Below are 14,914 nucleotides of genomic sequence, written 5' to 3'. Positions count from 1 at the left end.
ACTCTTGTCTCCTTAAAGTTAGAGAATGGCACTGCCAATAAGCAGTACCATTATTCTAAACCCTCTATAATTCTCAATTTTTATGCTTTCCCCACAACTCTCATATAACCTGTCACTACTCTTTTTCTCATTACAATACTTTTACTTTCCACTTTTCTTAGCCGAAACAACTACTTTACAAGTTTTTGTTAGATTGGAACCATCGGTTGTCTTAACCGTAATGGTTGCTTTTCCCGCTTTTACACCTGTAATTATCCCAGCTGATGAAACTTTTGCTACTGTAGAATCTGATGAAGTAAATGTACATGTTGTATTAGTCGTATCTACTGGACTTACAGTTGGATTTAAATAATATGTAAACCCTGGAGTTATCTTGATGGATAAACTTCTTAACTTGAGGCTAGTTGCTTTAACTCTAACAAGGTTATTCTTAACAAATCCCATCTTGTCAATAATTTTTTGACCATCTGCACTTGAGATAAAGCTTAAGAAGGCTTGTGCTGCTGGAGTAATCTCTTTTGATTTATTATGAACAAGTAAAAAAGGTCTTTTTATTGCATATGTACCGTCTGCTACGGAATATTTAGATGCCTCAACACCATCAATTTTAAGTGCCTTAACTTTACTTTCATCCATATCACCAAGAGACATATAACCAATTGCTCCCTTGTTATTCTGAACTGAAGTCTGCATTACACCAGTACTTGAAAGTGATCCATCTAATTTTACATCGTAACCACTAGGAAGTGCTGTACCATAATCTGCTTTAAAGAAATCCTCGAAGCAACTTCTAGTACCTGAGCCAGCTTCACGTCCGAAAGGAGCAATTTTAGTACCCTTTGTATAAGAACCGCTGATTTGATTCCATTTTAAAGATGAGGCATCTTTTGTATAAATCTTATAAAGTTGCGCTGGTGTAATGTTTGTCAATGGATTCTTTTTGTTTACAACAACTGCAAGACCATCCATACAGATTTGAACTTTTTCTAAACTTGTTGCCTCATCACTTGTTAAATTTCTACTCGACATACCAAAGTCAACTTTTGAGTCTTTTGCATCTGCAATTCCCGCACCTGAACCAGTAACATTTTGCTCAACAATTTTGATACCAGAATTCTTCTCCATGAATGCTTCTGAAAGAGCCTGAACAAGTGGATTAACGGAAGTTGAACCTGATAAAACAACAGTTCCAGTTACTTTTGCTGCTGACACCGTCTTTGGGCTACAACCCAAATTTGAAAACGTTATTGCGCATACTAAAACTAAAGATAAAAATTTTTTCATGGCTTTTCTCCTTACTATATTATATTATGCTTTTTGCATAAGGTAATTATAGCTATACAATGTTAAATCAAAATACATAATATGTTAATTTGTTCCATATATTTGTAAATCCTATGTCAATTTTTTAGTATCATGTGTATAAGAAATGTTTCTGATATGTTTCCATTTTCTACTGTATTTCACATTATATCAACGATAATCACTGCATATAATTACTTTATTAGGATTAATGTGAAGTAAGGATTTTCACACCCCTGATTTATATGTCGCTGAAGGCGACTGATGGGAGCTAGTGTGAAATAAAAAGCATTTCACACATTGAATTTAGGTCTGGGAGCAAGCCGCAGATATATAGGCTATAGCGAAAAAGACTAGTACATTAAATAGAAATCATAAGGAGAGCAATATGAAAAAATTCTTATTACCGTCTAAAAAGTCATCTTACCCTGTACAAAAGCATTTGCTAAATACATTGGCATTTATTTTAATCGTAGTCCTTACGTTAGGATATTCCCTAAGTAATGGTGTTGATTCAATTAAGACTCAGGCTGCGTCCAAAAAATTGATAAAGAAAAAGGTATTGTTTGTAGGCAACAGCTTTACCTATAAAAATGACTTACCTAACATGTTCAAGAAGCTTGCTCTGTCCGGTGGATACAATATAACTATAGGTTCATCCACCTATGGAGGCTATACTCTATTGCAACATTCAGATGCAGATGATGAAAAAGGAAAAATCACATTAAGTAAGATTACTAGTAAGAAATGGGATTATGTAGTTCTACAGGAACAGAGTCAATTCCCTGCGTACGATAATTTGCGAGAGGAAATGTATGAAGGTGCGCGAAAACTGGATAAAGTGATAAAGGATAACGAAAGTACTCCTATATTTTTCATGACATGGGGTTATAAAAATGGAGATACCTACAACTCCGTAGATGCTACCAAGACATTTGAAGGAATGCAAGAACAGATTCAGATTGGATATGAAACTATTGCAGATGAGTTATCTGATCAGATAAGTCCAGTTGGCATCGCTTGGTTGAATGCTTATCAGACATATCCTAATATTAATTTGTGGGCAGCCGATAATAAGCACCCATCAATAGCTGGAACCTATCTAACCGCTTGCGTCATGTATGAAACTTTGCTAGGTAAAAGCCCCGTTGGTCTAGAGTTCACTTATAAACTATCTATAGAAAAAGCAAAAGCTCTTCAAGAGATTGCACATAACACTTGTGCGGCATATATAGCAGAATAACTGTGTAGAATTCCTCCCTTGATAGTTTTGTTAATCTAATATAGATTCTTTTAATATGGTAACAAAACTTCAATTATCTGAATCCCACTAAATCATAAGCAAAAAACCCATCACTTCATTGTCACAGTGATGGGTTTTTTACTTATGTTCCAAATTTCTTATTCTCTAAATCGTTATGTATTGTTTCGCATTTTACAGATTTTCTTATAACAAGTTCACAATCTACCGATAGAACTAACTCTTGTTCCGAACTTCTTTTCTCCTTAATTAAATTTGTCATCATGATCTTAGCTCCTTCATATCCCATTCGATGAAGTGGTAACTCAATTGTTGTTAATTCAGGTCGAAATGCTGTACAAAGTTCTCGATTATCGAATCCAACCAAAGAAAGATCTTTTCCAATCACAATGCCATTATCCACTGCGTAATCATAGACGCCTGCTGCCATCATATCATTCATAACAAAGATGTCGGTAATTCCTTTTGCTATTAATCTTTTGGCACATAAATAGCCAGATGTACGCTCCCAATTTCCATTCTCCACAATATTAGTGTCAAAGTAAATTCCATGCTCATATAAAGCCTGCTGATATCCTATCAATCTTGATTGTGTATGAAAACTAGTAAACTCTCCACCAATTACACCGATTCGTCTACTTCCAGATTCGATAAGATAATGTGTGGCAAGATATGCTCCTTGTCTATCATTAATTACAACTGAGGGAATTGGTTTGTTCTCTGTATATCCAAATCCATAGACGACAACAATAGGAACTGGTATATTCTCAGGAATAAAATTTAGTTTTCTTTCATGCCCTCCCACATAGATAATTCCTTCTACTTGCATCGAGATCATTTCCCAGAATTCTTCTTGCACTTGTTTTGCATATACTTCTGTTAGGTAGTAGTTACTTTCATACTTTTTATATAATCTAAGATTACCAATTATCATCTGATAGCTGTTCTCTTCACAATATTCATTAATTCCATCAAGAATCTCAGGTGCACAGAATATCGTTAAATCTTCAATAATTACTCCAATTGCTTTCGTATTTCTTAATTTAAGATTTTTAGCGATACGATTTGGACGATAATTAAGTGACTTAGCAGTATCAAGTACTAACTTTTTCGTTTCATCACTAGCTCCTGGCTTTCCATTTAAGATATTTGATACCGTAGCAATGGAGACATTACATTTTTTTGCTATCTCTTTAATTCCTGCCATATTAGATTCCTCCTTCCCTTGTAAAGTTTAAGTAATTGTAAATATTTGCTTTTTTGGACAAAAGATTGAGATAACTGTGAAATATCTGCTTCCTTACAACTTCCTTAAACATATGATAAAGTTAATTCTCTCATATAGATACCTCAAAGATGTGTAATTATTATGATTCAAAAATTTCTTTGATCCACACAAGCATTTCCCCTTCTCCTCTATTATTCCAATAAGCATAAGGGATTGCCTTTAATTTCACCTCATCAAATAATACCTCTCTAGAATCATATAACTTATGATCTGTCCAATTCATTTCACTAATTTTCTTTCCACTTAAATGAATTACCGTAACGCCACCCAATAAATCTTCTTCATATTTCTCTACTAGTTCCTGCTTTGTCGAAATCATTATGGCACTTAAGTTTTTTCCGTTATCTATTTCCTCTAAAGCATAGACTAGTGGCCCCTTCATGATACATACTTTGCCACTATCCTTACGTACAAGTGGATTCGCGTGTACAAATCTTGCTTTCATATCCATATGAATGACAATTTCTTGATTACATAATAGCTCCTCATGGGATAACTCAATGGTAGCATAACCTAGATGATTGTCATACTTAATGTTCTCTTCACCTTTCTTAATTACAAAGTTCTTTGTATATTCTGGTATTCTTATTTTTAATTTGACTGTGTCATTTATTTCAGCGTTCTTTGATAAAACATTTCTAATATCCTTTATTTCATTAGGCTGAATATCCGTATCACAAGTATATTCCGTTAACTTTTGTACACTTATTGATATTGTACTATCAAATGGGAACTTGGTTATTATACTGATCTTATAGTTCTTCTCACCTATCTGAACTATGGTTTCATTCTCTATAAATAAGTTTATATAAATAGTATCCTGATCAATTCCGTAGATATACTGACCAATCGAAGCTAAAGTTCTAGCGATATTTGGTGGGCAACAAGCAACTCCAAACCATTGTTGTCTATTCGCTTTGACGTGTGCCTTTGAAGTTAGTGGAATCAAAGAAGCTGGCCATACTTCAAGTGGATTTACATAAAAGAAACTTTTTCCATCAAGGGATACTCCAGATAGTATTGTATTGTAAAGTTCTTTTTCAAGAATATCTATATATTTAGCCTCTTTCGTTATCTGGTTCATTCGAAAACTAAAATAAGAAAGTCCAATTGATGCACAGGTTTCTGCATAATTACTGTCGTTCGGAAGATCATAATCTGTTGTAAATCTTTCAAGATATCCAGATGAACCAATACCACCTGTGATAAACATCCTTTGATTTACAATATTGTTCCATATTGTGATAGAGGTCTGTAGCAATTCCTCATCCTCATACGCATAAGCCAAATCTGCCATTGCGCAATACATATAGGTTGCACGAACCGCATGACCCTCTGCTGTTTTTTGCTCTCTCACTGGAAGATGCGATTGAGAATAGATTGGATCATAATTCTTAAATTCATCAAAAATATGATGATAATTCTCTTTTTTTTGTTCTTCTAGAAAGTAATTCTTACCGACTCCTCTTTTATCAATAAAATATTTCGCCATATCCAGATATTTTTTCTGTTTTGTAACATCATATAATTTGACTAAAGCTAATTCAATCTCTTGGTGACCTGGATATCCATGAATTTTTCCTTCTTCTTCTCCAAATGTATTACAAATTAGATCAGCAAGCTTCCTACATACATTAAGTAATTTATCTTTTCTAGTCGCTTCATAGTAAGCTACACCAGCCTCGATTAAATGTCCAGCTGTATATAATTCATGCCCTTCTGTAAGATTTGAAAAACGTTTTTCCTTTTTCAGTATATAATACGTATTAAAATATCCATCTTTTTCTTGAGCACGTTCAATCATATCTATTACCATATCTGCATCATTTTCTAGCTTCTCATCCTTTGATACAGCAATGGTATATGCCACTGCTTCTAACCATTTTGCTACATCCGTATCTTGAAAAACCTGCCCGTAAAACTCTCCCTCACTTAATTTTGCTGCGATACGAATATTCATTAAACTATGACTTGTTTCTACACCTGGCACTCTATCATTTATGATATCCCATTGATATGGTAGGATTGTATCCTTTACTAACTGAATATGTTTATTCCAAAAAGAATCCTTTATATGTACTTGATTCAATGCTAATCTTTGAATTTTGCTCTCTCTCATATAAACCCTTGCCTTTCTTTTTTATACTAGCCTACATGCCTGCTAGCACCTTTGAATCATTCAAAACATAGACGATACTAACCTTTCAGTCCTGAAAACGTGATACCTTCAACAAAGTACTTATTTCCAATAAGAAAGAAAACTAAGCAAGGCGCAGAAACAATGATTGCAAGTGCCATTACCTGTTCATAGTTACTAATCCTCATACCATTGACAATGTATAGACCTAAAGTTAAAGTATACGATTTCTCCCCTTGTAGATAGATGAGTGTATTGAAGAATTCATTCCAACAATTAATAAAGCTAAAGAGTGCAACAACAATCACTGCTGGTTTAATTAATGGAAGCATAATCTGTGAATAGATACGAAAATGCCCTGCGCCATCTATCTTAGCTGCTTCATCCAGATCTTTTGGTATCGAGATAAAGAATTGTCTTAATAAAAATAGAAAATAAGCATTACCACCAGCACAAAGAAACGCTGGTAAGATCAGTGGTAATTTACCACCAAACATGGAATCTACTCCTACCATACCGAAAGAGGTATACATTAGGTACTGTGGTATTAGAGTAACAGCGCTTGGTAACATCATGGTACTAATAATGCATATAAACCAAACATTCTTAAATGGGAACTTTAATCTTGCAAATGCATAAGCAGATAAGCTGCAAGTTATTACACTACCTAATACATAAGGTACAACAATCGATATTGAATTAAATAACTGCCTAGAAAAATCAATTCGCTCCATTGCCTTTGTAAAGTTTGAGAATAACATTTTGCTTGGCCATATTACTGGAGGTCTGCGAAAGAATTCCATCTTGCTTACAAGTGAACTTCGGATCATCCAGAAGATAGGAAAAGCAACAATGATTGCTAGTAATGCAACAAATAGAATAGCAAGAATATTCACTACTTTTTTCTTAGTTGTTGGCTTCATGTCTACCCCTCCTACTTTTTTTTATTTCTTCCTTTCGAAACATTCCACTCATTCGAAATACAATAAAGGTCAAGATAAGCGTAACTAGAAATACAGCCCATGCCTCAGCAGAAGCCAATCCCCTTAACCCTACATCTTTAAAGCTGTGTTGATAGATCATAACATTAATAAAGTAGGTCATTCGATCCGGTGCTCCATTCGCAGATAAGGCAACACTTTGCGTAAAAATCTGTATTGAGGTAACCATACACATGATACCTTGAAAATATAATACTGGTTTGATTGTCTGATATGTAATCTCTTTAAATTGGTACCATGCATTTGCCCCATCAACTCTTGCTGCTTCTAACAACTCTCTTGGCACATCTTGAAGCGTTGCTAAAAATACAACAATCGTTCCACCACAAGTCCATATGCTCATTGCAAATAAGACTACAAAGATTAAGTATTTATCCGTAAGCCATTCTTTTGGCGTTTTATTCATATACAATAAAAGCTGATTGATTAATCCTCCTTGAGCTTGATTCTGCATCATTAACTTCCAAAGGATCGTTGTTGATAACATAGGTATTACACAAGGTAGATAATAGATTGCACGAAGAAGGTTTCTCCCTCTAAAGTTTCTATTTAATAACAAAGCAATAATGAGGCAATACAATACTACTAAAATAACATTTATAATAGTATAAAATAACGTTACTTGTAAGGATTTTATAAACTCTGAACTTTTATCAAATAATATATATCTATAATTATCAAATCCAATAAACTTCTTTGTACCCATTGCATCTATTTTCTGAAAGCTGTATTTTAGACTGGCTAACATAGGATATAGTGTTAATACTAAGAAACCAAGAATTGCTGGTAGTGCAAATAGATACCCAGTTAGTGCCTCCCGATATTTCCTTATTCTTCTCCTCATAATCATCATGCCCTTTCTTATTTCAAAAGGAGGTTCGAAAGAACAGAATCGTTCTTTCGAACACTCTATATTTTATAATGTGAGATTATTCGTAATTATTCAACTGTTCCACTTTCAAACAGCGTCTTAATCGTAGGCATACATAGATCAAATGCCTCTTTTACACTCATTTCTCCACTTAGTGCTTTATCAATAAATTTAGTGTATTCCGTATTCATCTTATTGTAAGCTGGTACAAAGTATGCAGGCCATTGTGCAATTGCACCATCTGTCGTTGAGTAACTAATAATTGTTTCTTTTGCATCCTTTGGTAAATTAGTAGTCCAGCTATCAATTAATGCTTGATCTGTATAATATCCAGCTTCATTTGGTAACCAAGCACCTGTTTTTAGTAAATCTAAGTTCTTAGCTGGATCCACCATATAGGCATAAAAATCTTTTGCTTCTTTTAAGTGCTTCGAAGTATTGTAGATTGCCATTGGAGCACCACAGTTCATTGTTACTGCATTCTTCATTTTTGGAAGTACTCCAACACCAACATTCACTCCATCAATTGCAGAAAGATTTGCTAGATCCCAAGATCCATTTGTATACATTGCATATCCGCCACTTCCAATCGTTGCATCAACAGAACCTATAGCAGAATTAAAGGTATAGAGTGATGGACTTGCTACATGATATTTATAGACTAAGTCAACCATATTTTGTAACCCTTCGATAGATTCATTTGTATCCCACAAAAAGTTCTTGCCATCTGGTGATACAACTCCACCACCATTTGCATTCATTGCCCAAAATTGATGAAATGCACATAAACAATTGAATCCAATTCCATAAGTCTGAATCTTATCTGGCGCAAAACCATCTTCTGTTGCATTCTTACCGTTTACATCTACTGTAAGTTTCTTCGCTACTTCTACAAATTGATCCCAAGTCCAAGCATCTTCCACTTTGGTTGGTGGATATTCAATTCCAGCAGCATCAAACATATCTTTGTTATAATAAAGTAGCACTAATTGGTTGGATAATCCTACTCCTAATGTTTTCCCTTCTGGACTCTTAATCGTTACTGCATCTAGTTTCTTTGGAATCTTTCCACTTGATAGTAAATCATCAATATCTGCTAAGATACCCATCTCATTATATTTCATCATATCTCCTTCTCCCATATAACTTACATCTGGAAGATTGTTAGATGCCATTCTTGTCTGTATATAGCTATCAAACGTTTCATCTGCAGGTAGTGCTTCTGCTTTGATATGTACTCCAGTTTGCTTTTCGTATTCTTTACAAGCATTTTCTACTAATGTTTTTTGTACCCCATCTGCCCAATATAAAAAGTTCAATTCAACTGTCTTTTTACCACTTTCCGTGTTTTTTGAGTTACTGTTTGTCTCTACACTTTTGTCTTTTCCACATCCTGTTAGACTTACTAGCATTGTTAGAATCATTACAATGGCCAACACTTTTTTCATAAATACCCGCTCCTTGTTTGTTAAACGTTTAATATAATAGATAAAAAAAATAGAATTAATCTTCCTACTATTATTTTATAACCGTATGATAATTATTTCTGTGTAATTATCTAGCCATATAATAAGTCGCTCTTAAGATTAATTCCTTATATAGGTATACCATATATTTACATTTATGTTAATATTCTTTATGAGGCATATTTGACTGTATTTTTTAGTTATCTCTTATTTACTCATCTATTCTTTGTTTTTTATATATTATTAATTTTGTATAATTCTTTTTCTACATTAAACGTTTTATATATACATAATATACAAAAGAGTAAACCTACTGATATCGGTTTACTCTTTCCTGGTTGCACTATAAAAGTATCATTCTCTTTTCCTAATTCCTTTATTTTAGAATCTTCACTGCTGTTATCTCGTTCGTTCTAAATTTACTATCCTCACTCCCCCTCAACTATCCATTCAATAATACCAGTCGCTAACTTATTTCTTACCATTGTAATACGTAATGCTTTTGTTTTAATAGGAGTTTGAAAAATTGTTTGATTCATTGTATCAACTTTAGCTCCATTTTCATCAATGGAACTTATCTTTACCCATTTTCCATCATTATCTAAGTATTCATAAGTATATGTAATTGGAATACCAACACCACTCCATTGATCAATCGTTTCACCATGATATGCTGAGTTTCCTTCTCTATCATCATAGAAAAGAATACTGCTTGTATATAACGTCTTCTCATTCTCCCAAGTCAGTGTAACTGACTGATTATCATTGCTTCCCCAATTTCCATAAACAGATGTTTGACTGCCATCTGGCGTAACATTTGACTTGTTATTTAATGATATCTTTCCATCATTAACAGCATTAACCGTATTCCAACTTGAAGTATAAGAAGAAGTCGCAATTGCTTTGATCGCTATATTTGAACGAGTTGATGAAGTTGAAGCTAGTACATTCATAGCATCTTCTAGACTTTTTACAGCATTTGATATATCACCTTCTGTAGATGCCTCATTATTAAAGCAATCTTTTGCAGTCTGAAGACTTTCTAGAAAACTACTCCACATTTCCTTGCTCACATTTGGATAATCTGTTTGTTTCATAGTATCCGCTGTTTCAATAAGATTTTTTAACTTAGACTTATCATATTTCACGTATACATGGCATATTGCTGTTATTGTCGTTCCTTCCACAGTTCCAGTGACATTAAAATTGGTAGCTGTAGATAATTTATTCGCTGAGATTGTCTCCCATGTTACTGGAATACTACTTGTGGTTCCATTTTCATAAGTAGCCATAACCGTTGAAGGCATAGTTGGATATTGATTAATAATGGTATTAACCGATGTATTTTCTAAAGAAACAATATTTCCTTTTTGAACATTATTTTTAGCTGTTCCAATAACACGAAATTCTTTGATTCCATTCCATACAGAACTAGATGCTTTCGTCATATTAATTCGAAATCTTTTCGTCTTTACTTGATCAAAATTAACATCATTAAAAGCTCCATTGGTGTAGGAATATTTACTTGCATTGCTTACATCAACAAATGCTCCTTTTTGTTCATCATAATATTGATATACATAAGCTTTTGGCAAGCCAATACCGCCCTGATCATTATAGAAGTATGTACTTGCACCCGTAATTGTAACTTCATCCTCCCATGTATATTCCACTTGGTAAGAATCGGCGCTACCTCCCCAATTACCATACGCATAGCATCCTTTACTCTCGTCCTTTGCTGGTGATAATGGAATATAGCCATCATTTACAGAACTTAGTTTTTCCCAACTTGAGCAGTAATTAGTTGATGGAGTTGCAAGTAAAGCGATATTAACATACCTTAAGTTACTAATAGCATCTTTCATACTATTCGTAGCAGCATTTACTTCTGCTTCTGTATAACCTCCTTTGGAAAGCATATCTTTTGCTGCATTCATGGCTATAACCAACCTATTCCAAGACTCTTTTTCATAATCCGATGTGTTCAGTTTTAGATATTCTGTCCCGGAATACTTTGCTATCATTTCCGTTAGATAGGACGTATTCAGATATACTTTAATTGGAATCGTAACCTTAGTTGACAAAGCTCCATCATTTACAGTTAACTCAAGAGTATATTCTCCTGGCGTACCAAATATAAACTCCGGATTCCTTTCTGTAGCATTACTAATACTTACCACAGCTGTTTCTGAAGGCTTTTTGATTACTTTCCATCCAAAGTTGAGTTCCCCTTTTGGAAGTCCATCATCTGTAACAACAGGATTAATCGTTAATTTGGTATCTACTGACGTGCTGATATTAGTTGGAATTGCTTGAATCACTGGTGCGATGTTATCTCGTGGCACTATTCCAAGGTTATTATTATAGATTTGAAGTTCGGTAATTCCAGTACTGTAATCTTGCTTATGTGTAATTAAAACCTTTAAATATCTTGTTTGTACTGGAACAAATTCAACATTGTTGTAATTACTCTTTGCAATACTAGGAGTTCGAATCTGTCCAACAATATTCTTCCACTCCCCCTTATCCGTTTGATACATGATCTGATAATCATTTGGAGCGTCATAACCATTCTTTAATCGGTTGTTATAAAAATAAATCTTGACATTATCCATTAATTCTTTTGATCCAAAATCGAATAAAATAGTATCTGTTTTATTATTACTTCCAGCAAATGAAGTAACGTTATTCTTTATATTACTATCTTCATTATCGCTAACTGCAGTATCTCCATTTGCTAAGTTCATAATGCCTGAATTCGCATTAATTCCTGTCGCTGTAATCTTAGTCATTGACCTTGTTACTAGATTAGTTCCATCATGAACGATGTCAACTCCAGCCTCATTCATACAATCTACTAGTTTAGTATTATCAGCTAAAGAAGTATTCACCGCACTTGTAAATGAAGTACTGGTTCCTTTTTCATAGAGTACTTTTGTATTGCTATTATTGCCTGCTGCACCTGTTACATCTTTAGGGAAGCTTACTTTACCTGTTTGTGGATCAAAAATGAGATGTGACATTTGGTCCACTGTCATCATACGTTCTCCATTTATGTATAAACTGAATCCTTTTGGAATTCCACTGTAATGTGCTTCTTTCTTTGGATCTTGCCATACAATCGAGAGATCTTTATTGTGATATTTGATATTATCAACTGTGAAATAATTATAGTTAACTCCAAGAGGCCATAATTCAATCTTATCATCTTCTCTTGCTTGAAGACCTGCCATGTCCTCAATTGTAGTATAATCCATCATTCCTAAAGTATCATGGTGAATCCAAGAACGAACCATATTACCAGTGGAACGAGGTGGATTCGTCTTAGTCCAATTGGTTCCAAAGAAATAGTTGGTTAACCAGAAGAACTCATTCGAATCTAAATAATCTGTGTTGCCTGGTTCTACAGTATGTAACCACGCTCCCCAATCCAATAAAGTTTGATAGGTATTAACATCAATATTAGATACTGGATAATAACGCATGGATGCACGAATTACATTGATGTAATTACCAAAATTGCAGAATGCAAACTGATTGGTTCCATATGCACTAGCTGTTCCATTTATCCAAGCTTTAATTCTCTTCTCAATGCTTGTCTGATCCGCAGTAAAGAAAGGAAAGATTGGATAGTAATTTGGATCTCCATAATCTTTTAATTGAGTTAGATATTTTGCATTATATCCATTTTCTCCTGCTTTAGGAACTACTCCAAAGCTAAACGCAAATAAATTGTTATCTCTCCAAGGAACTAGTTCTCCTGTAGAAGCTTGTCTATGTAGAAAGCTACCGCTTCCAAGTGTATCTGCCTTTCCATCCTTATCAAAATCATTTCCATCAAACCATAGATCTTTAAGAAATGCTGCTCTTATATCAGAAGCTTTACTATATAATTGATTTGCATTGTTCGTATCTCCCAGTGCTTCATACATCTTCGCTGTAGCATATGCATTCGCATAGTTGGTTGAAGATCCATCGATTCTGGCAAAGCTTCCCCCATTGTTATAATGCATCGATACAGTATCTCCATCATTTCCTGTCATTGGTCCATGATTATAAAATACAAGATTGTCATTATCGTACTTTGTATTATTTACTGAAAAAGTAGAAAGAGTTCCATATACATCGTCTTTAGACATATTTGCAAACTTGCTTAATAACTTAGATCCACCACCATGAATCTTATATGCGTCATATCCAACCTGTGATATATTCTGCATCATATCCCATGTCCAAGTATTAGGCCTACCAGGATTATTCTTATAATTAGTTCCTTTTGAATACTCTCCTTGAGAAAGCCAAGTACCATATACATAAGATGGATCACGAAGCCACTTAAGGTCTTGCATTGCCCAAGCTACACTTACAGTAATTCCATTGTTATAACCTAGAACTCCCTCCATATTCATTGGAAACTGCCAGTCATTTCCTGGTATATTGGCATCTAATAAGTTAAAGCGATTACACCACCAACGATAATATAATACCTTTTTTATGTTGTTATCTGGTATGTCTATGTATGGGATATTCTCAGACCACCATGCATTATAATCTATTACTTGTTGCTTAAATGCAGTTTCATTATCATTAAATCCAGTGTATTTATCATAGTCAGTCTGTGAATCAGGTATCTCATTCGCAATCCATCCCATAACTATTTTTTCATTGATTGATTGTCCTGCTGCAAGTGTAATCGTTCTCTTTAAACTATTACCGATTGGAATCATTTCATTGCCAGTTAGATGCACATCTACGTAACTCATTGCTTCAACGTAAGCATTTAGAACTCCAGTTCCAACCATAAGTGGGCAAGCTACCTTTTCTCCAACTAGCTCACTTCCATTGCTTTTTGTAATAAATGGCGATGATACAGCAATATCAAAGGTAATCGATTTATTAGTTGTATTGTTAATATCAAGTAATGCCACCGCTGTATTATTTGCTGTAATAAATTTACGTTGATTTACTTTTAAGTTAGTTGAGGTCCATGTTTGATTTTCATGACTGGGATAGTTATTACGAAGTTCCTTTGATTCCGTTAAGTTCTGCCCTGATAGATCTACTGAGAACATACTTGATTTGCCAAGGGTGTCCGCGTAGCATACTTCACCAACAAAACCTAATTGCGAAGGATCTTGCGATTTTAAATATAAGGCACTTCCTCTACTAAATAAGGTATTTGCAGAACTATCGTCTGAATTGTCATCTGGTATTACCCCTTTATTTCCAAGCAGTTTGTCCATCCAAGGAAGATTGTTACTATCAGTTAGTAAAGAGCTTTTATCCTTTATATCAATAGATTTAAGCATATTACTAACCATCTTGTCACTATAATCAAGCCCCTCTGCCGCAAATGTATTGTTCGAATTCCATGTTGGTTTTCCGTAATCCGTTCCCTTTCCTTTATGCACGAATGAAGTAGTATAATTAGCTTGTACGTTAGTGATATTCAAATTAGTCAAAGTTATGCATCCAACGAGAAATAAAGAAGTCAGCTTTTTGCCAAATTTCTTCTTGTTCATATGAACCCTCCTCATAGATTGGTTGGACGATTCTTGTCCAACATTGATAAGTTTCTACTTAAACGT

Annotated in this window: 8 protein-coding genes; 1 reads left to right on the top strand and 7 read right to left on the bottom strand. The window is 34.2% G+C overall.

Features of this window, described 5'->3' with window-relative positions:
- Nucleotides 1-141: 141 nt before the first annotated feature.
- Nucleotides 142-1,284: a substrate-binding domain-containing protein gene (locus bsdtb5_RS06985; RefSeq protein WP_271715315.1), complete on the bottom strand. Its 1,143-nt coding sequence runs from the start codon at nt 1,282-1,284 to the stop codon at nt 142-144.
- A gap of 406 nt (nt 1,285-1,690) precedes the next feature.
- On the opposite strand from bsdtb5_RS06985, the gene bsdtb5_RS06980 reads away from it, so the two are divergent.
- Nucleotides 1,691-2,545, top strand: a complete 855-nt coding sequence (locus bsdtb5_RS06980) for a DUF4886 domain-containing protein (RefSeq protein ID WP_271715314.1) — start codon at nt 1,691-1,693, stop codon at nt 2,543-2,545.
- Between the two features lie 142 nt (nt 2,546-2,687).
- On the opposite strand, the gene bsdtb5_RS06975 is transcribed toward bsdtb5_RS06980, so the two are convergent.
- The 6 genes from bsdtb5_RS06975 to bsdtb5_RS06950 form a co-directional block, all read right to left on the bottom strand.
- Nucleotides 2,688-3,770, bottom strand: coding sequence for a LacI family DNA-binding transcriptional regulator (locus bsdtb5_RS06975; protein WP_271715313.1), 1,083 nt, complete (start codon nt 3,768-3,770; stop codon nt 2,688-2,690).
- 160 nt (nt 3,771-3,930) lie between these two features.
- Nucleotides 3,931-5,970, bottom strand: coding sequence for a glycoside hydrolase family 127 protein (locus bsdtb5_RS06970; protein ID WP_271715312.1), 2,040 nt, complete (start codon nt 5,968-5,970; stop codon nt 3,931-3,933).
- A gap of 77 nt (nt 5,971-6,047) precedes the next feature.
- Entirely contained in the window at nt 6,048-6,911 is an 864-nt protein-coding gene (locus tag bsdtb5_RS06965) for a carbohydrate ABC transporter permease (protein WP_271715311.1), read from the bottom strand.
- Nucleotides 6,895-7,833 (bottom strand): carbohydrate ABC transporter permease, encoded by a 939-nt coding sequence (locus tag bsdtb5_RS06960; RefSeq protein WP_271715310.1) that lies wholly within the window; start codon nt 7,831-7,833, stop codon nt 6,895-6,897. Before bsdtb5_RS06960 ends, bsdtb5_RS06965 begins: the two co-directional genes overlap by 17 nt.
- A 95-nt stretch (nt 7,834-7,928) precedes the next feature.
- Entirely contained in the window at nt 7,929-9,308 is a 1,380-nt protein-coding gene (locus bsdtb5_RS06955; protein WP_271715309.1) for an ABC transporter substrate-binding protein, read from the bottom strand.
- A 446-nt stretch (nt 9,309-9,754) separates the two neighbouring features.
- A complete protein-coding gene (locus tag bsdtb5_RS06950) occupies nt 9,755-14,848 on the bottom strand; it encodes an Ig-like domain-containing protein (RefSeq protein ID WP_271715308.1) in 5,094 nt (1,697 codons plus the stop codon).
- Nucleotides 14,849-14,914 lie beyond the last annotated feature (66 nt).

This window comes from Anaeromicropila herbilytica (genome assembly GCF_016591975.1).
Classification (GTDB): domain Bacteria; phylum Bacillota; class Clostridia; order Lachnospirales; family Lachnospiraceae; genus Anaeromicropila; species Anaeromicropila herbilytica.
Note: the sequence above shows the minus strand (reverse complement) of the source record. Positions and strands in the feature narration are given on the sequence as shown.